At 49.1% G+C, this 17352-nt stretch carries 16 protein-coding genes; 4 read left to right on the top strand and 12 right to left on the bottom strand.

Annotated features, from left to right (window positions below; genetic code table 11):
* Positions 1 to 20: 20 nt before the first annotated feature.
* Genes J5A52_02205 through J5A52_02195 form a run of 3 tightly spaced genes read right to left on the bottom strand, consistent with a single transcriptional unit; the run spans position 21 to position 2154 of the window.
* The gene (locus J5A52_02205) at positions 21 to 665 is read right to left on the bottom strand and encodes a hypothetical protein (GenBank protein ID QUB37879.1); all 645 of its coding nucleotides are present in this window, start codon (positions 663 to 665) and stop codon (positions 21 to 23) included.
* Entirely contained in the window at positions 665 to 1126 is a 462-nt protein-coding gene (locus J5A52_02200; GenBank protein ID QUB37878.1) for an RpiB/LacA/LacB family sugar-phosphate isomerase, read from the bottom strand. Before J5A52_02200 ends, J5A52_02205 begins: the two co-directional genes overlap by 1 nt.
* Before the next feature lie 44 nt (positions 1127 to 1170).
* The gene (locus tag J5A52_02195; GenBank protein QUB37877.1) at positions 1171 to 2154 is read right to left on the bottom strand and encodes a glyceraldehyde-3-phosphate dehydrogenase; all 984 of its coding nucleotides are present in this window, start codon (positions 2152 to 2154) and stop codon (positions 1171 to 1173) included.
* An 86-nt stretch (positions 2155 to 2240) separates the two neighbouring features.
* Between J5A52_02195 and J5A52_02190 the strand changes: the two genes are divergently transcribed.
* On the top strand, positions 2241 to 3776 hold the full coding sequence (locus J5A52_02190) for a bifunctional (p)ppGpp synthetase/guanosine-3',5'-bis(diphosphate) 3'-pyrophosphohydrolase (GenBank protein ID QUB37876.1): 1536 nt from the start codon (positions 2241 to 2243) through the stop codon (positions 3774 to 3776).
* Positions 3777 to 3821: 45 nt separating this feature from the next.
* On the opposite strand, the gene J5A52_02185 is transcribed toward J5A52_02190, so the two are convergent.
* Both J5A52_02185 and J5A52_02180 read right to left on the bottom strand, forming a co-directional pair.
* Entirely contained in the window at positions 3822 to 4355 is a 534-nt protein-coding gene (locus J5A52_02185; GenBank protein ID QUB37875.1) for a hypothetical protein, read from the bottom strand.
* 32 nt (positions 4356 to 4387) lie between these two features.
* Entirely contained in the window at positions 4388 to 4918 is a 531-nt protein-coding gene (locus J5A52_02180; GenBank protein QUB37874.1) for an inorganic diphosphatase, read from the bottom strand.
* 69 nt (positions 4919 to 4987) lie between these two features.
* Here J5A52_02180 and J5A52_02175 point away from each other — a divergent pair, with 69 nt between their 5' ends.
* Together J5A52_02175 and J5A52_02170 are read left to right on the top strand one after the other, a co-directional pair.
* Positions 4988 to 5989: a phosphatidylserine/phosphatidylglycerophosphate/cardiolipin synthase family protein gene (locus tag J5A52_02175; protein ID QUB37873.1), complete on the top strand. Its 1002-nt coding sequence runs from the start codon at positions 4988 to 4990 to the stop codon at positions 5987 to 5989.
* Between the two features lie 26 nt (positions 5990 to 6015).
* Complete coding sequence (locus tag J5A52_02170) at positions 6016 to 6723, top strand: glycerophosphodiester phosphodiesterase (GenBank protein ID QUB37872.1); 708 nt, start codon at positions 6016 to 6018, stop codon at positions 6721 to 6723.
* Positions 6724 to 6778: 55 nt separating this feature from the next.
* Here the strand turns inward: J5A52_02170 and J5A52_02165 are convergent, their stop codons facing one another.
* Both J5A52_02165 and J5A52_02160 read right to left on the bottom strand, forming a co-directional pair.
* Entirely contained in the window at positions 6779 to 7681 is a 903-nt protein-coding gene (locus J5A52_02165; GenBank protein QUB37990.1) for an FAD-dependent oxidoreductase, read from the bottom strand.
* 36 nt (positions 7682 to 7717) lie between these two features.
* Positions 7718 to 8314: an FKBP-type peptidyl-prolyl cis-trans isomerase gene (locus J5A52_02160; protein QUB37989.1), complete on the bottom strand. Its 597-nt coding sequence runs from the start codon at positions 8312 to 8314 to the stop codon at positions 7718 to 7720.
* A 221-nt stretch (positions 8315 to 8535) separates the two neighbouring features.
* Here J5A52_02160 and J5A52_02155 point away from each other — a divergent pair, with 221 nt between their 5' ends.
* Entirely contained in the window at positions 8536 to 9945 is a 1410-nt protein-coding gene (locus J5A52_02155) for a threonine/serine exporter family protein (protein ID QUB37871.1), read from the top strand.
* An 18-nt stretch (positions 9946 to 9963) separates the two neighbouring features.
* On the opposite strand, the gene pheT is transcribed toward J5A52_02155, so the two are convergent.
* The 5 genes from pheT to J5A52_02130 all read right to left on the bottom strand — a co-directional run bounded on the left by pheT (position 9964) and on the right by J5A52_02130 (position 17292).
* Positions 9964 to 12504 (bottom strand): phenylalanine--tRNA ligase subunit beta, encoded by a 2541-nt coding sequence (pheT, locus tag J5A52_02150; GenBank protein QUB37870.1) that lies wholly within the window; start codon positions 12502 to 12504, stop codon positions 9964 to 9966.
* A 114-nt stretch (positions 12505 to 12618) separates the two neighbouring features.
* Positions 12619 to 12816 (bottom strand): hypothetical protein, encoded by a 198-nt coding sequence (locus tag J5A52_02145; GenBank protein ID QUB37869.1) that lies wholly within the window; start codon positions 12814 to 12816, stop codon positions 12619 to 12621.
* A gap of 203 nt (positions 12817 to 13019) precedes the next feature.
* Positions 13020 to 15713, bottom strand: coding sequence for a hypothetical protein (locus J5A52_02140; GenBank protein ID QUB37868.1), 2694 nt, complete (start codon positions 15711 to 15713; stop codon positions 13020 to 13022).
* Between the two features lie 267 nt (positions 15714 to 15980).
* A complete protein-coding gene (pheS, locus tag J5A52_02135; protein ID QUB37867.1) occupies positions 15981 to 17021 on the bottom strand; it encodes a phenylalanine--tRNA ligase subunit alpha in 1041 nt (346 codons plus the stop codon).
* 7 nt (positions 17022 to 17028) lie between these two features.
* Positions 17029 to 17292, bottom strand: coding sequence for a hypothetical protein (locus tag J5A52_02130; protein QUB37866.1), 264 nt, complete (start codon positions 17290 to 17292; stop codon positions 17029 to 17031).
* Between the last annotated feature and the right edge of the window lie 60 nt (positions 17293 to 17352).

Raw genomic sequence — 17352 nt, 5'->3', positions numbered from 1 at the left:
TTCTGCTTCGCTGTACACTATCAGATAACACTCTCTCTGTTAATTTCAGTCACGAGCTGCTGGTAGGCTTGTGCTGCGTCGGCCGCCTGCGAAATCGCACCGCCGCAATTAATGACGTCAACGCCACCCTGAGCCAAACTAAACGCATTTTCAAGATTCGCGCCGCCGTCCCAGCCGATTTCAACGTCGGGATGAATGTTGCGGATTAACCGCACTTTTTCGAGCTGCATCAGGCTAGCTTTGCCGCCATAGTATCCCAAATTACCGCAGAATACCAAGACATGATCTGCTATCTCAATATATTCCGTGACGGTATTTGGCACTGTCGGTTTGAGCAGTCCAACGCCTGCGTGAACGCCAACCGCTTTCAACTGCTGAATAACCGGCGTAAGATCCTCTTTCACCTCAGCATGGAAAATCACCGTTGCCGGACGCATTTGCATCAGCGCTTGAACGTATTGGCTCGGGTGCGCCACCATAGCGTGAATGTCAACCGTCCATTCCTGCGGCCACCAGATTTTATTAACCGGAATACTTTTAGTCGGCGCAAATTCGCCGTCCATAATGTCAATATGTACGCGCGTTGCAAACGGCGACAAACGCTCAACTGCCGCTTTGTAATCGTCTTCCGACTCTACGGTGATACAAGGAACGATGTGCGCCATTAAAACTTGTCCAGTTCTGCGTTTCGCCGTATATACCGCGCTGCGCCGGCAAACGGCGTATCAAGCCATTCGTCAACGATTTCTTTCCAATTATCATGCGCTTCGCCCGGCGGATCGACGACGCGCGCCGGCAGACACAATACATTCGCGTCGTTATCATGGCGGCATTCATGCGCTTCAAATTTATCCCAAATCACTGCGGCGCGAATACCGCTGAAGCGATTTGCCGCCATCGCCATGCCCTGACCGCCCGTGCAAATCAGAATCGCGCGCGGGTCGTTCGCGTCATCCTCGCCCAGCACTTTGGTTGCTGCCATTTGCGCAAACTGCGGGAAGTCATCGTTCGGATCAAGCTCTTTATCACCGACATCTTCCCATTCAAAACCACGCTTTGTCAAATAAGCCTGCAATTTTTCTTTTAGATAGTATCCGCCATGATCGGCGCCGAGAAATAATTTCATAATAGTAAGTATAAGCGCTATTGCTCTCCCTGTAAAGTTATTGATTATGCACGATTCCGCGCCACGCGCCCAGCGTCGACAGACAACTCAACGAGACGGTTCGCATAACCCCACTCGCTGTCAAACCATACCGCCAACTGCACTAAGTCGCCGCCAATTACGCGCGTCAGCTGCGTATCAACCGTCGCACTATAGCTGCTGCCACGCAAATCGAATGATACGAGCGGCTTATTAGTCGTATTGATAATTCCCTGATAAAACGGCTCTTTAGCAGCACGCTCAAATACTTGATTTACAATCGCTGTTGTTGTCGGTGCAGCAAGCACTGCCGTAATAACCGCCAGCCCGACATTTGCAACTGGCGTATGGATCGACAAGCCGTCAATTGCCTGCTGTCCAAGCGCCTGGCGCGACGGCGTTAACCCCGCGAACGGCGCCGGAATAATATTCTGTTGCTGCGTACGCTTCGTACGGAGCGTATCGTCAACCGGCGAGCCGCCGTCAATCACCGTAAGCGCTGATTTCTTCGGCGCAAACGCTTGCTCAAGTACAGCAAGTACAGGCGCAATTGCTACTGCACCCGGCTCGCCAGCGCTGACGACCGGCGAGATCGAGCCGATCGAGTCGTCGTTCACGCCCATAATAATCGTCTCAATCGTGTCCGCCGTCGACATCGCAACGACCTGCTTTGCGCCGGCTATAATATGCTCTTTCAACCGCACCGAATTGGTATTTGTCGTATCAATCACGACGTCAACCATGCGGTCTTGCCACGACTTTTTAACTGACTGCAAATTTGACACAATATCAACCCGCGATTCGCCGACAGCAATATAATTATCCTCAGGCTTCACGGCGCGTGCATAATTGCCGTACACGGAATCGTGCTTCAACAAATACGCCGTCGTATCAACGTCGTACTCGCTCCGAATTGCGACAACATGAACATCATTGCGCCCCTGCGCGATCTTGAACGCGCTGCGCCCGATTCTATCAAAACCATTGATTGCTATTTTTATCGCTGCCATCCCCACTCCTTGATTTAGCGCTAGCTCTTTAGCTTCTAGTGTAGCGCGAATCTGAATTTTTCGCAACTTTTCGCTATACTAAGAGTATGGATAAGCACGAGCTAATCAAACTTGCCGGAGAGCACTATACCGACGCGCAAGTCGAACTGCTCACGCATGCTATTGATTATGCTACCGAGCAGCACGCCGGGCAAATGCGCCAAAGCGGGGAGCCGTACATCTCGCATCCGCTGCAGGTAGCAGCGACACTCATTGACTGGGGTATGGATATTGATTCAGCCGTTGCAGGAGTCTTACACGACACGGTTGAAGACACCGACGCAACGCTTGAAGAAATTATTGAACTGTTTGGCAAAGATATTGCGTTTCTCGTCGACGGCGTCACAAAAGTTAGCCAAGCGCGCGCTGGCATGCGCGATCTAGCAAGTTACCTGCCGGCAACACGCGATAATCTAACAAAGCTGCTTATCGCCGTCGGGCAAGACGTTCGCGTTATCATTATCAAGTTATCCGACCGCCTGCATAATATGCAAACGCTGCAGTTCAAGAGCGAAGGAAAACAGAAAAAAATTGCCCGCGAAACGCTTAACGTCTTTGCGCCGCTTGCCGACCGCCTGAATATGGGGCGGCTGCGCGTGCAGCTTGAAGAACTCAGCTTCAAATATCTTATGCCCGAAAAGTACAACCAAACCGTCGCGCTCAAAGACAGCCGCATCAAGAAAAGCCAGCGCAAACTTGATACAGTGCGCCGCGCCGTCGACGCGCACCTCACCAAAGAAAATATTGCACACGACATCGACGGGCGCGTGAAAAGCACCTACAGCCTGTACAAAAAAATGCAGCGCGTGCCGAACATCGACGATATTTACGATTTGATAGCTTTGCGCATTATTGTCAACGATATTGACACATGCTATCTCGTACTAAGCGAACTGCATAGCATGTACGAGCCGATGGTCGGGCGCATCAAGGATTATATTTCCAAGCCAAAACCAAACGGCTACCAGAGCCTGCACACAACGGTCACGACAAAAAACGGCCAAGCGGTGGAATTTCAAATTCGCACGCACGAAATGCACGACTACGCCGAGCGCGGCTTGGCGGCAAGCTTTCACTACAACGAGCAAAAACTGACTGACGCCTATAAATCCGGCACGATGGCGTCGCTGCCGACAGATTTACATTGGATCCGACATCTACAATCGGCGGCAGCGCTGATTCGCGAAGGCAAAGAATTTGATACTGAAAATCTAAAAGTTGATTTGTTTGGCGACCGAATTTTTGTGTACTCGCCGAAGGGCGACATCTACGATTTACCAGACGGCTCGTTTCCGCTTGACTACGCCTACCGCGTACACTCTGATCTGGCGGCGAAAGCAAGCGGCTTTTTGGTAAACGGCAAGATGGAGCCGTTTAGTTATAAATTACAGCATGGCGATACGATTGAAATTCTTACCAACAAAAAAGCCAAGCCAAAACCAGGTTGGAGCAATCATATGATCACCGGACACGCGCGCATGAAATTCAAAGCGCAGCTGCGTAAAAATAGCTTACTTGGGCAACTCGGCCACGTCGGTGAAATTATTCACCGGACGGCGCGGCGGCGGAAAAATAAAAAATAGCCGGACAACTACCGTACCGGCTATTTTTATGCTCTATATTATGGATTATTTCGCTTGCGGCGGCTGTGGCTGTCCGCTATCGCCTTGAGCCGGAGCTTGCGCTGGTTGCGCTGGCGGCTGGGGTTGACCAGGCTGATAAGCTGGCGCGCCCGGATATGCCGGCTGCATCGCCGCGACCGGACCTGTATACGCCGACTTATCGAAACCGAGCATCATATAGCCGACAGGCGGCAGTAATATCAAGAGCGCCGCGAATCCGCCCGATTTACCAAACGCTTTCGCCAAATCAATCGCTACCATGATGACTACATAAAGGTTTGCGAACGGCACAAATGTCAAAAGCACCCACCATGCCGGACGGCCAACGATCTCAAATAGCGTAATCATATTATAAATCGGCACAATCGCCGCCCATCCTGGCTTACCGGCTTTGGTGAACACCTTCCACAAACCAATGATCATCAATACCGACGCGATCATTGCCACCAACGAGAAGATCAGTACCACACCTGCAACGGCGCTCGTCACTGTACTTGTCGTTGTGTAGCTATATGTGTCATAATTACTATAGTAATCCATTTTTCCTCCCTTACAGTTACTATTTCAGTGTGCTAACGATTATTCCAGCGTTCAATAGCGGCGCGGATAATTTCTTTGGCGCGCGCAGCATCGCCGAAGCCTTTCACAACGGTTGAGCCTGGCTTTTTCAAGTCTTTATAGTGGTTAAAATGGTGCTCAATTTGCTTGAGTAATTGCGGCGGCACGTCTTCTAGCGAATTAATCGCGTTGCCGGCGTTGCGGTCGTCTGCCGGCACAACAATAACCTTATCGTCGACTTCATCGTCATCCACAAACTCCAATACGCCGATCACTTTTGCCTCCAAAAATACGCCGGTTGCAAGCGGCTGGTCGGTGACAATGAGCGCATCTAGTTCATCACCGTCCTCATCAAGCGTTTGCGGAATAAATCCGTAATTCGTCGGTTTCGCAAAAATCGCCGGCTCAACGCGGTCAAGCTGCATCACTGCGAGGTCACGATTCCATTCGATTTTGTGGTTTGATCCCTGCGGAATCTCTACCACCACATTAACAACGCCGCCGTCAACATCGCCTGGCGCGAGTATTTGATTAAAATCTGCCATTATACCTCCTTCATAGTTAGCTATGTATCTAGTGTACCAGCTTTTAGCAGAGAGTAGTATACTAGACGAATGAACGCGTTACATTCACCGAAATTATTACCTGCAGCCGATTATGCGCGCGATGCAGCGAAAAAAATTGCCAAAGCCCGCTACCGCGTCGCGATGATTGCAACGACATTCCGAGCCAACGACGAGCGGTCGCAAGCAATCGTCGACGAACTCGTACGCGCTGCCGAACGCGGCGTTGACGTCTGCATTTGCGCCGACACCTTTACCTACATCGAACCGAAAGAATTTATTTTGCGCGCGCCGAAGCGCCAGCCGGCACGCGCCATGCAGGCGCTAAAATTAGAACGGCGCATCAAGAAAGCCGGCGGATCATTCCACTGGCTCGGGCGCAAAGCAAATACGCTGTTTGCCGGTCGAACGCACAGCAAATGGACAGTCATCGACGATACTGCTTACGTCGGCGGCGGCGTTAATATGGACGACGAAAGCTTTTCAAACGTCGATTATATGTTTCGCTTTTCCGACCAAGCGCTTGCCGATAGGCTCATACAGGAACAACAGCACATCTACCGTGCTGATCGCGGCGGCGGTGCGGCGCGCAACCACTCAGCTCCTGTGTCGAAGACCACGACAATTTTGTTTGACAACGGATTGCCGACAAATTCACTCATATACAAACGGGCGCGCGCCCTTGCAAAACAAGCAGAACACGTTGCACTCGTATCGCAATATTGTCCAACAGGCGCACTCAACCGCACGCTAAAACGAAAACAAGCGGTCCTTTATTTTAATCACTGGCGCACTGCTTCATCGCTCAATAAACTGCTCATTCGCCTCGGTATGATGACGGCGAGGCAAAAAACACTATATAATCATGATTGTTATCTGCATGCAAAATTTTTAATCGCAACAATGCCGGACGGCAGCAAAGCTGCGATTACCGGATCGCATAATTTTATGTACGGGTCGGGGCTAGTTGGCACGCGCGAAGTTGCCCTTGAAACCTACGACCCGCACTTGATACGGCAGCTTGAAACATTCCGCCGCCGGTACGTCGAATAACCCCGCAATGATATAATAGGAACGTTATGCTTGTCATTGGACATCGCGGCGCGGGCGGCTTAGCGCCTGAGAATACGCTGCCGGCGTTTCGCGCTGGCTACGAAGCTGGCGCCGATATGCTTGAACTTGACGTGCGTTTGACCGCTGATCATCGGCTTGTTGTTATCCATGACGCCTTGCTGCTACGTACGCATTATGCCGCAGATAGCGTCGCGTCGCTGACGTACAAAAAGCTGCAGGAATTAACGCGCGATAATCCCGTGCCGCTGCTTGAAGATGTGCTACGCGAGTTCTTTGGAAAAATCTTGCTTAATATTGAAATCAAAAGTCGCCACACAGGCGACGCGCTCGTACGGCTGCTTCGGCGACATTTCATCACTTGCGCCGATGATTGGGATCTGGTACTAATTTCATCATTCAAAGCACGCGAGCTCATGCGCGTTCGCCGACGGTCGAAACGCGCTAATCTTGCGCTTTTGCATCATCAAAATCCATTCGCGTTTATCGCATACCACCGCTATCTTAAGCTGACGGCAGTTGGTTTTCACCGCTTGTATTTACATCGGCTTGCGCTTGAAATTGCGCGGCGCGCTGGTATTTTTATTTACGCATATACCGTTGATCGTCCGAGCGCAATCCACCGCCTAGAGCATCAGGGTGTGCAGGCAATTGTTACTAATTACCCCGACAAGTGTATCGCGTACATAAATGCGCACGCCGAAACACGCGATTAGCTACCCCTAACCTATATCCAGCCGCGAGGATATTAGCACGAACAATACAACTATGCTATTTATGATCTAAATATTCGCGAATATTTAGCGCCGCTGTCGCGCCCTCGCCAACCGCGCTCGCGACTTGCATCGTCGCACCGCTGCGCACATCGCCGCTTGCAAACACGCCCGGCACATTCGTCGCCAAGTGCTCGTCGGTTTTGATGAGTCCGCGCGTGTCAAGCTCAACACCGCTGCCCGCCAAAAAATGCGTATTCGGCTTTAGCCCGATGAATACAAATACGCCGTCAACCGCAAATTCAACCGGCTTGCCGTCGCACTGCGCCCGAACTGCTCGCACTACGCCATTCTTTGCAACGATTTCTTGCGGCACTGTTTTTACATGCACCGTCACTTTGCCATCGTCAATATACGGCTGCAATTCGTCTTGCAGCACCTTGCTCGCTTTTACCGTACTACGCACCAGCAAATCAATATGGCTCGCAAACCGCGTCAAAAAAATCGCTTCTTGTACGCCGGAATTACCGCCGCCGACAACTGCCAAGCGCTTGCCTTTATAAAATGCGCCGTCGCACGTCGCGCAATAGTGTACGCCGCGCCCGTATAATTCCTTTTCGCCCGGAATGCCAAGTTTATTATAATCACTGCCCGTTGCGATCAGCACAGCGCGCGCCGCCACGTCCTTCCCGTCAACCGTCACAATATTCACGCCGCTTTCGTGCCGCAATGCCGACACATCGCCGTATTCAATTCTCGCACCGAAACGCTCTGCCTGCTTCTGCAATTGCTCCGCGAGCTGCATACCGGCAATGCCATCAGGAAAACCCGGGTAATTATCAACTTGATCGGTAATAGCTGCCAACCCGCCGACGACACCTTTTTCGTACAGCACCGTATCAATCGCTTCGCGCGTTGTGTAAATTGCTGCTGCGAGCGCGCTCGGTCCAGCACCAATCATCACGACTGGAATAATATCATTTTTCACTTGCACCTCCTATTGATTTCCATACACTTTCATATACGCTTCCATCAGTTTTGATGAGTCCGGCTGAGGAATAGTCGGCGGCTGCGGAATCGCCATGACGACAAATTTCAGCGGCATATTTGCAGGAATTGTCTGCTTGCCGTTTTTATCTTTTTGCCCCGCTTCGCCGTATGCTTTGTCAGACGGGATACTCAGCAAACGCACGCCGCCGATTTTCATACCTTTCAATCCCTCTTTCCAGCCAGCGATTAACCCAGCTTTGTCAAGTCCGTTTGCCACAGCAGTCGGCTCTTTCAATTTGCCGCTATCAATACTTTGGTCAAATACATTACCGTTCGCGTCCCAGCCGATATAATACGCCGCAAATTTCGTCGAGCCGTCAATCACCGCACCGTCGCCTTCAGCTAAATCTTCCGTTTTCAGCTCCTTGACGCTATTCACATCGTACGTGCCCGCCTGCGTACTGTACTGCTTAAACGTATCGTAATATTTTGCCGACAACTCATCTGCCTGCGCCTGCACTTTTGCCTTGTACGCTTTTAATTGCGTCTGGTATTCATTATTGACTTTTTCATAGTCGGCTTGTATTCGCTGCTGATTTTGCATTGACAAAACCATCACCGCAAACGACCCAAGCGTGCCGACTACCGTCACGATCAAAATCGTCATAATTCCCCAACGCTGCACTTTCGATGTTGCCATATTCCCCTCTCGTTATAATCAGCCTATAGTATAGCAAATTCTCTCTGCGCGCGCTAGGCGATTCCGGCGGCAAAAACAAAAAATCATAAGTAACTTTTCGCGTGCAGCTTGCTATAATGAACGGTATGAATTCATTTACGCAACTGGTTCGCCGTTCGTTCGGCAAAATTATTGCCGCGCAAGGTTCGGTAAAAATCGCAGATTTCGAAAAAATCGACAACACGCTCACGCCAAATATGCGTGCGTTGCGCCTCGTCATGACGATGGCAGACCAACTATCGTCAATGGGTATGCCGGCGCATAGCGTCACGAATTTAGCGCTCAATATTACCGATGTTTATTGCCGGCAGAAAGTCCATATTGATATCAGCTACACGCAAATTTTTGTTTCGCAAGACCGCGGTGTCGACCACGAACCGCTCACACTAATCCGCACAATCACGCCGCGCGAAACGAATTACCAGCTCATGCAGCAATTGCAAGACCTGAGCGCAAAAATCGCCAACCACACGCTCACGCTTGACGATGCCGAAAAATCTCTCGACAAAATATTATCGCACGTGCGCCGTTATCCGCGCTGGGTCATTTATATCGCAAGCGGCGGAATCAGCGCCGGCTCAGCGATTCTCTACTCAGCGACCTGGCCGCTTGTCTTAATTGCATTTTTCGTCGGCGCCGTTACAGCATGGCTGCTCGGAAGGCTCGGACGGCTGGCTTTACCGCCGTTTTTCACGCAAGTCGTCGCATCATTATTCATTACGCTATTCGCTTCCGCGCTTATGTGGTTCGTTAGCCATGGCTATGTCGACTTCATGGGAAGCGTCAACCCGACGCTCATTACGGTCGGCGGAATCGTCTTGCTCGTTGCCGGCATGGCGATTGTCGGCGCCTTTCAAGACGCGATCGACGAATATTATGTTACTGCCGGCGCACGACTATTGCGCGTAGCTATGATGACGACCGGCATCGTCGCCGGCGTTGGCATCGGCTTATACGCTAGCCGGAAACTCGGCATTTCGTTCATTCCAACGCCCGACCGCCTAACGTTTGCAAGCGCGAGTTATCAATATCTAGGCGCTGTCATTATTTCGGCATCATTTGCGCTTGGCAACCATACGCGGCTCGGCGGCATTATTTTGACCGGCGCAACCGGACTGCTCGGCTATTACACCTTTTTAGCAAGCAGCGGCGCGGGGCTTTCATCAATCCCTGCTAACGCGCTTGCCGGCATTACGATTGGATTTATCGCTACGCTTGTGTCGCGCGTTTGGCACATGCCAAGCCTTGCGATCGTCAATGCTAGCATCGTACCGCTCGTGCCGGGGCTAATTCTGTACAATGGGCTAATGGGGTTAATCGCACCGGAAAATGCGCCCGGCGGAGACGATTTGCTGCTGCGCGCTATTCTTATTTCCGTCGCTATTGCCGCAGGCGCGTCGTTTGGCGTGCTTGTCGGGCGCCCGACGCGCCGCAGCTTTGTTCTAATTCGCAACAGCTTGCCGCAATGGCCATTACGCAGCGAAGATCGAGAGTAATACTTTCTCTTATATTTATTACACGCACTCCGCGCCAAGTTTTGCGAGCGCCATCGTCGCCACGCGGTCGACAATCGGTTTCGCGTCCGCATCCGTCAGCGTGCGCTCATAATGCGTCATGCGCAATCGGAATGTCGTCGTCTTTATTGAGTGATCATTCGCCGGCTGAAAAATCGCGCGCGGCTCAATTGTCACGGTGATATCGCCTGCCGATTCGCCAACTGCCGCTTGCACCACATGGTAAAGCTCAGCATACGATACGTCGCGTGGCGCCCGCAGCGACACATCGCGACTCGTCGATGGAAAGCGGCTCAGCGGCCGATAGGTTTGCCCATCGCGCGGCTGTGCTAACAACTGATCGAAATCAATCGAAAATCCAGCAGCATATTCCGGCAGTTTGAAATTCCGGCGTACCGCTTGCTTAAATTCACCAACAATACCAAGCCGCTCCTTACCGCACAGTATCCACGCGCTTCGCTGCCGATCAAATGGCGCAGCGACTTCAAACTCAACGCCGCTTAGTCCTTCACCGTCATCGTTCTCAGTCGCCATTGGGGTTAATTCAAACTGTGCGCCCAATGAGCTGAGCAATCGCACCGCCATGCGCTGCACCTGATAATATGGCGCGCTAGCGCGTGCTTTCTTCGCCGCATACACCGCATCGACAAATGTCTGCTCGCTCGGCAAACCATCTTCGCTATGCGGCAACCGTACATCGTGTCCTTTGCCGATCTCAAATAAACAAAACTCATCATGCCCCGCCTTGATATTCGCATGGACTTTGTCAAGCAAACTTGGCAGCACGCTCAAACGGTAGTATTGTAAATCAGGACTCAGTGCATTGCTCAGCTTATACGCTTGATCTGCATGTTGCTCGGCGCGCTTCAGTATATGCTCGTGCACAAAACTATAGGTAAGCGCTTCGTTTGCGCCGGCGCGCGACAGCTGCTCGCGAATTTGCCGCTTCAATTCGCGCCGCGGATTTTTTGGCGCCGGCTTTGTCGAACGCTGCGGCAGCTCGCGCGGTAATTTGCCGAAGTCGTACAATCGCCCCACCTCCTCGACGACATCTTCTTTCAATTCAATATCAGTACGCCAAAACGGCACTTGTATACACGTATAGCCGAGCTTATCTTCTGGACCGTGGCTATGAACCTCAACGTTATTGAGCAACGTATATATGTCGCTATCTGTCAGTTGCAGCCCAAGCCGCTGATTGATGAACGAACTATTAATGTCAATGTTCGCCGGCGTATACTTACCCGCAAAATATTCATCAAATTCATCGCTAAATTGTTTCTTGTCGTGCACTTCACTTGCCTGCTCACCGCCGACCATACTCATCAACCGCTTCAATACGGGCGCATTTTGCAATGGCGACTGGCCTTTGTTAAACCGGCTTAGCGCGTCGGTAAACACGCCGTGGCGCATAGCAGTTTTTCGCACTGTATACATATCAAAATTCGCGCATTCTAGCACGATATTTTTCGTATCACTTGAAACTTCCGTGTCAGCACCACCCATAATACCGCCCAGCGCTACCGCTCGTTCGCTGTCTGCGATGACGATATCGTCCGTGCCGAGCGTGTACGTTTTACCGTTCAATAGTGCAATCGTTTCGCCTTCGCGCGCCATACGTGCACCTAACTTACCGCCGCGCAATTTATCATAATCGTAAGCGTGCGTCGGTTGCGCCGTCATGAGCATGATGTAATTCGTCGCGTCAACGATGCTATTGATCGGCTTGCCGCCCATTGCTACTAACTGACACTGTAGCCACAATGGACTCGGCTGCACCGTCACATTTTTCACCGCCACTGCCATAAACCGCGGCACTAAATCCGGTATATCGTTGTAGACGTCAAGCTTCAGCCCGCTGCCATCAGCAAATTTCTGCGCCACCGTATACCAATCCGGACTGGTAAACGCCTGCCCGAAAATTCCAGAAATTTCGCGCGCCACACCTAATTGTCCGAAACAATCCGGCCGGTGCGTAAACATCTTATTCTCAATATCAAGCACAACATCATCCAAGCCAAACACCTGCGCGAAACTATCGCCCGCTCGCAATACCGCGCCTTTTGGCATATCTCGTTCGCGGATTTCAACAATACCGTCATGATCTGTGCCAATCGCCAACTCATCTGCTGCCGCCAGCATCCCTTGGCTCAATACGCCGCGCAACTTGCGTGCGTTCAGTACAAACGGCTCCGCGTCGTCAAAACTCGCTGGCACCGTACTATTCGGCGGCAACCACACTGCCCACATGTCAGCATGGACATTCGGCGCACCGCAGACCACCTGCACATAGCCTTTATCATCGCGCGGCACATTAGCAACAGTGCCGCCATCATCTATTAAACACACGTGCAGCCGATCGGCATTCGGGTGCGGCTCGCACTGTACAACATGCACGATCCGCGCGTCTTTGTACTGAGCGCCCAGGTCAATGACCTTCTCGACGCTACCTAACTGCACATTCACCCGCGCCACCAATTCATCCACCGGTGGCAACTCAAAATTAACTAAACTTTTAACGATATTCAGACTGACTTTCATACTATCTCAATTATACGCCATATCTGGAGCATTTTAAAAGCCGGCAAGCCATTTGGAACCGTAATTGAGTGAAATAGTTAGTTACCCGCTCAATAATCTAGTTGTTCGCCGGCATTATAAGTTGTTCCTGAACGGTAAATATTTTGAATCAACATCACTTCTGGAGTAATCTGTCGCACACGGCGCAACGCCGAAACATGACGGTAGTTTTGTGCGGTCGGTGCGCCAACTACTCATTGCGTCAAGTACGATGACTTTAGTGGCATAATACTCTCCACTTCGCACCAGTCCGAGTCGGTGGCTTTCAACCACTGCTCGCTAGCGTAATCAAGTGTTTCGTTGATGTACGTAATTTATAGTCAACACCAGTGCATAATAATGCCACCGCTGTTTTCAACACCTCAATCGACAAAATACTCTGCTGTCAAACATAGTCAAATCAAGCAGCGTGGATTTGTAGGATTAGACATATACTAATCCTCATCTCTACCACAGCTGAGAGCTTTAGAATTAGACTATACATTCGCCATATCACACACAAAAACCTCTTCATCGCCTGACGAACTATAACGAAATATGCGATTCAAATAAAGCCATACTCTTGTATTTAAGTAACGACGCATTTCGTCATTGGTTGTGCTTTTTTCTTGCAGCCAGTCAGGCTTCTGTTCTATCAGATTATTCACTAGCTCTACATCATCGTAAAAAGATTTTATACTAAAATCAAGATTACCGCTGTCGCTGGCCTTATATTCAAGTGATCCGAGAGTCGACTTGCGAATAAAAATTATTCTTTTGTCGTTCATGTTATTGTCATACAGTTCAAATGCAGGTAGTCTCTGCTTGATACCCTTTATGTATACATTTGTACGATCGTTCCTCTTATCGCAAAGCTCTTCTAGGTTCCACGGTATCTCCCATATATCAATATTCTGCAATATTACAATCCACTCGTCCTTGACAGCACCTATTTTGTCGCCAATTTCCTCTATCTTTATTTGGTTTGATTTTTTTGTAAGCTTTTTTATTATCTCAGAATCTTCCGCCACGGCCGCCTGTCGACCAATGTCAGAGGCAACGTTATCAACCATTACGCTCACATGCCAATCCTTAATAAACGCTTCCTTGCCAAAAACTGTATTAATTCCATATTGACGATAGCCTTTTGCCCCTTCTTCGATTGACCTGTGTAGAACCAATTTACTTTTAGGTAAAATCTTTGTCATTATTGATTGCTGCCTAAAGCTATTTTCGGCTTTCTTGTGAAACTCATCAATTTTATTTTGGTCAAGCGGAGCTTTCGCGAGTTGGTTATTTTCCCAGTCCCATCGGATTTTGCAACATTCTTTAATAGCCTTTAGCAAATCCTCATTTATATTATTTTCATACTCGTGAAAGGGCGTATTCTTAAATTCTGTCATACCACCAGTAAAGAATAGGGTATTCTCCAGCCCCACTGTCTGAAAATTTTTTCGTACATATAAATCATCTATTTTATTTTTGACACCATCAAGCCATATTTCCCTCAATCCTCCATTCAAATCTGGTACATCGTGGACCTGCCCATCAGCCTCTAGATCAAATGTATTTATGTTCCACTTGTCTATCAAATTATTGTCGTAGCAAGTGAGCGTCCTTTCCGTTAAATATTCAGGACTCCATGTGTTGATCCTATTGAACAGAGCTGTACACTGTTCATCTTGATTTTTATACTTTGCATATACTGCAACCAATAGAAGAACATTGCCTAACTTCTGATCAATCTTATCTGGTAGAGAATATCGACGATAACCCAATCCTTGATGTGAATATCTTATTAGTACTTTACTGATTTTTTCAAAAAGTTTTTTGCTTCGTTCACTCTTGATTTTATTATCTGTAGTATTGCGATTTTTTATAGCGTAAAGTAGCATATTTCTTGTATCATCAAGATATATAGAAACAGTATCCAACGAATCGTGATCGTGCCCGTAGCCTTGCTCCTTAATCTCATATAAACTACCGCCTATGTATGTTGCATACGAATCAACCACTCTATCAAAAACCTCTTCCTCAATCTCACTAGTTTCAACGCTTAAATACACTGCAAGTCTAAGCCACCTACGGAAGCGAACGGTTGCCATTAGATATCGATTATTCAAAGCTTTTCTATACGCAAAATCATAAACAGCATTAAACCTATCTACGTTGCCCCTCTTAGACTCATTGCGTAGAGCCTCATCGATGATCTGGTGAGTTCTTCTAAAAACTTGGCTAACGCCATCAACTTGCCAAGGGCCCAAAATAGCTTCTGCATCTTCGATACTGAACTTAAGTTTTTCGCTAATATAACTGTCTAGCTCGTCTACAATCATTTCGTACCAGTCAAGAGCTTGATTGAGTGCAGCGACGCCGTCAATAGACCGCGTTTCATCAATTTTTCGCTCAATCTCATCAAGCCAATCCGTCACCAGTGCAATCGGCTTATCGCTCTCATTGCTAATTTTTACATTTTTAATGATACAGCTCTTTAATTGCTCAATCTTGCCATCACGCTTGCCACGATCTTTCAGAATGTAAATCGAACATATATCATCACCTACATCCACCAACCCGCGCCCCATAAGAAAGTTAAGCTCTATTATAACTTTCGGCTTATCTTGACTTAAATCACTAGACACATCTCCTACTATCTCGTTCGCCTTCACACCAAACAACTTATCCACCGCTTCGTCAATAGACACAACATTAATGCTTGCAATTCGCCCTTCCCTGGTGGACTTAACAGAAAATTTTGAGTACTCACTTTCATCTATTGTTACAAAAATATCTGTATAACTACTATTCTTTATGCTTCTGTATATGTCATCACGCTTATATCGATCCTGAATAGCCGCATCCAAACATGCAGCAACTACATTCCTTACGATAGGTTTTAATATTTCACCATTAGACTTTTCTTGAAGCAGCACTTGAAGCACCTTACGCAAGGCGTAAACTACCGTAACTAGACTGGCAATTATCAGTAGCACAGTAAAGTAATCTGTCTTTTTACCAACATCAGCAAAGAGCATTAGTGTTACCTGAGTGATCAACAAGAATACGACTGTTCGAAAATTAGCATACCTCAGTAACGCAAGTGAGCCAATTTTGCCAACACCGACCTTTTGTTCGGCAATAAACAAATATATAGGTATCATAACTGTAGCAAGTGCTGCGATATATGCCAACAAATCTACCTTAAGTCCCCTAGATTCGGAATCTTCTCTCAACCATGGGATTAAGCATTCAGGTACACATGGTACGAGTTTGCAAATCAAGAAAAACGCCACAAGCAACCCGCAGAGTACAAACGTCCAAAAATAACTTGCATGTCGTACTTTATTGAATTTAGAAGTCAGCCACTTCCACACTCTAGTGGTAGAAATGTTACGAGTTGCATGTAGAATGTTCACGTTTATTCACTTTAATTTATCATTTTATAGCTGTTGACCACACTAAAACTGCTCCAAAAAGTCTAACCTACCGCTTTCAAAATGCCGCACGTCTTCAATGCCGTAGCGCATCATGACCAGGCGGTCAATACCGCAGCCGAACGCAAAGCCGGTGTACTCATCCGGGTTGATGTTGGCGGCGCGCAATACGTTCGGGTGAATCATGCCGCAGCCCAATAATTCAATCCAACCCTCGCCGGAGCAAACTTTACAAGACGGATCTTTACCCTCGCAAAATGGGCAGCTCAAGGCAAATTCAAAACTTGGCTCAGTAAATGGGAAATAAAATGGATTGACACGCACGTCAAGTTTTTTACCGTAATATTCCTGCAAAAATGCCTGTAGCGTGGCAATCAGGTTACCGACAGCGACACCCTTGCCAACATAGACGCCTTCGACTTGATAAAACGTATGTTCGTGCCGCGCATCCAGGTCTTCGTTACGGAAGACGCGGTCGGGGACGATAGCAGCAATAGCTTCGCCTCGCTCCAGCTGCGCGCGATACTTTTGCAAGACGCGGTTCTGCATGGTGCTGGTATGTGCCGGCGCAATCAGACGGTCGCCGTTTACGTCCGTCTGTTCGGTCATAAATGTATCGTAATCGTCGCGCGCCGGATGGCCCTTCGGGAAATTCAAACTTTCGAACATATGGAACTGGTCGTCGATTTCGCGCGACTCCTCGACACAGTAGCCCATGCGGTTAAATATACCGCTAATGCGTTCAATCTCGGCACTTAAAGGGTGTATCGTACCCTGATCGCTTGGCAAGAGCGGCGGAATATCAGTATTAACATCCATCGGCGCAGTAACATCAATCGGCGGCAAATCAACTTTCTCTAATTCCGCCTGGCGCGCCGACACTGCCAGTTCAAGCGCCTGCTTCAGCTCGTTGACGCGCTTGCCAAAGCTGCCGCGTTCGTCAGATGGCAGCGTTTTGATATGCTCGTACAGCGCTTTTAACTCTGGCGCGCGCAAAACTTCGCGCGGTGCGCTTGAGGCGAGCGCTCGGTCGGTCAAAGTCTTTGCAATCGTTTCTATATCCATACGCTACCTACCGGCTCACCAAATACACGAAATATCCAAACACGCCGGCCGCCATCAAACCGACGAGTATCCACGCCGGCGCTAATGTCGTCGTTAATTTCGTACCCTGCAAATACGCTGTATCGTCCACGCCGGCGCGCTCACGATAATAATTATCGTCGTCGCTGTCTGACGTCTGCTTTGATTTCGCCTCAGCTTTGGCGCGAAGTTCCGCCGCGATTCGCTGCTGCAGTTCGCTTCGCCCTTCGTGTTGTTCTAGATATCGTCCCATGCACGTATTATACCACTCTATCTCTATAGCGCACAGATGAGCGCATGTGGTATACTTATC

This window comes from TM7 phylum sp. oral taxon 349 (assembly GCA_018127705.1).
GTDB lineage: Bacteria > Patescibacteriota > Saccharimonadia > Saccharimonadales > Saccharimonadaceae > Saccharimonas.
This window is presented reverse-complemented; position numbering and strand designations above follow the sequence as displayed.

Excerpts from the sequence above, each read along its gene's own strand:
- J5A52_02205 (QUB37879.1), bottom strand. The coding sequence starts at position 665 with ATGGCGCACATCGTTCCTTGTATCACCGTAGAGTCGGAAGACGATTAC.
- J5A52_02200 (QUB37878.1), bottom strand. The coding sequence starts at position 1,126 with ATGAAATTATTTCTCGGCGCCGATCATGGCGGATACTATCTAAAAGAA.
- J5A52_02195 (QUB37877.1), bottom strand. The coding sequence starts at position 2,154 with ATGGCAGCGATAAAAATAGCAATCAATGGTTTTGATAGAATCGGGCGC.
- J5A52_02190 (QUB37876.1), top strand. The coding sequence starts at position 2,241 with ATGGATAAGCACGAGCTAATCAAACTTGCCGGAGAGCACTATACCGAC.
- J5A52_02185 (QUB37875.1), bottom strand. The coding sequence starts at position 4,355 with ATGGATTACTATAGTAATTATGACACATATAGCTACACAACGACAAGT.
- J5A52_02180 (QUB37874.1), bottom strand. The coding sequence starts at position 4,918 with ATGGCAGATTTTAATCAAATACTCGCGCCAGGCGATGTTGACGGCGGC.
- J5A52_02175 (QUB37873.1), top strand. The coding sequence starts at position 4,988 with ATGAACGCGTTACATTCACCGAAATTATTACCTGCAGCCGATTATGCG.
- J5A52_02170 (QUB37872.1), top strand. The coding sequence starts at position 6,016 with ATGCTTGTCATTGGACATCGCGGCGCGGGCGGCTTAGCGCCTGAGAAT.
- J5A52_02165 (QUB37990.1), bottom strand. The coding sequence starts at position 7,681 with ATGATTGGTGCTGGACCGAGCGCGCTCGCAGCAGCAATTTACACAACG.
- J5A52_02160 (QUB37989.1), bottom strand. The coding sequence starts at position 8,314 with ATGCAAAATCAGCAGCGAATACAAGCCGACTATGAAAAAGTCAATAAT.
- J5A52_02155 (QUB37871.1), top strand. The coding sequence starts at position 8,536 with ATGAATTCATTTACGCAACTGGTTCGCCGTTCGTTCGGCAAAATTATT.
- pheT (QUB37870.1), bottom strand. The coding sequence starts at position 12,504 with ATGAAAGTCAGTCTGAATATCGTTAAAAGTTTAGTTAATTTTGAGTTG.
- pheS (QUB37867.1), bottom strand. The coding sequence starts at position 17,021 with ATGGATATAGAAACGATTGCAAAGACTTTGACCGACCGAGCGCTCGCC.
- J5A52_02130 (QUB37866.1), bottom strand. The coding sequence starts at position 17,292 with ATGGGACGATATCTAGAACAACACGAAGGGCGAAGCGAACTGCAGCAG.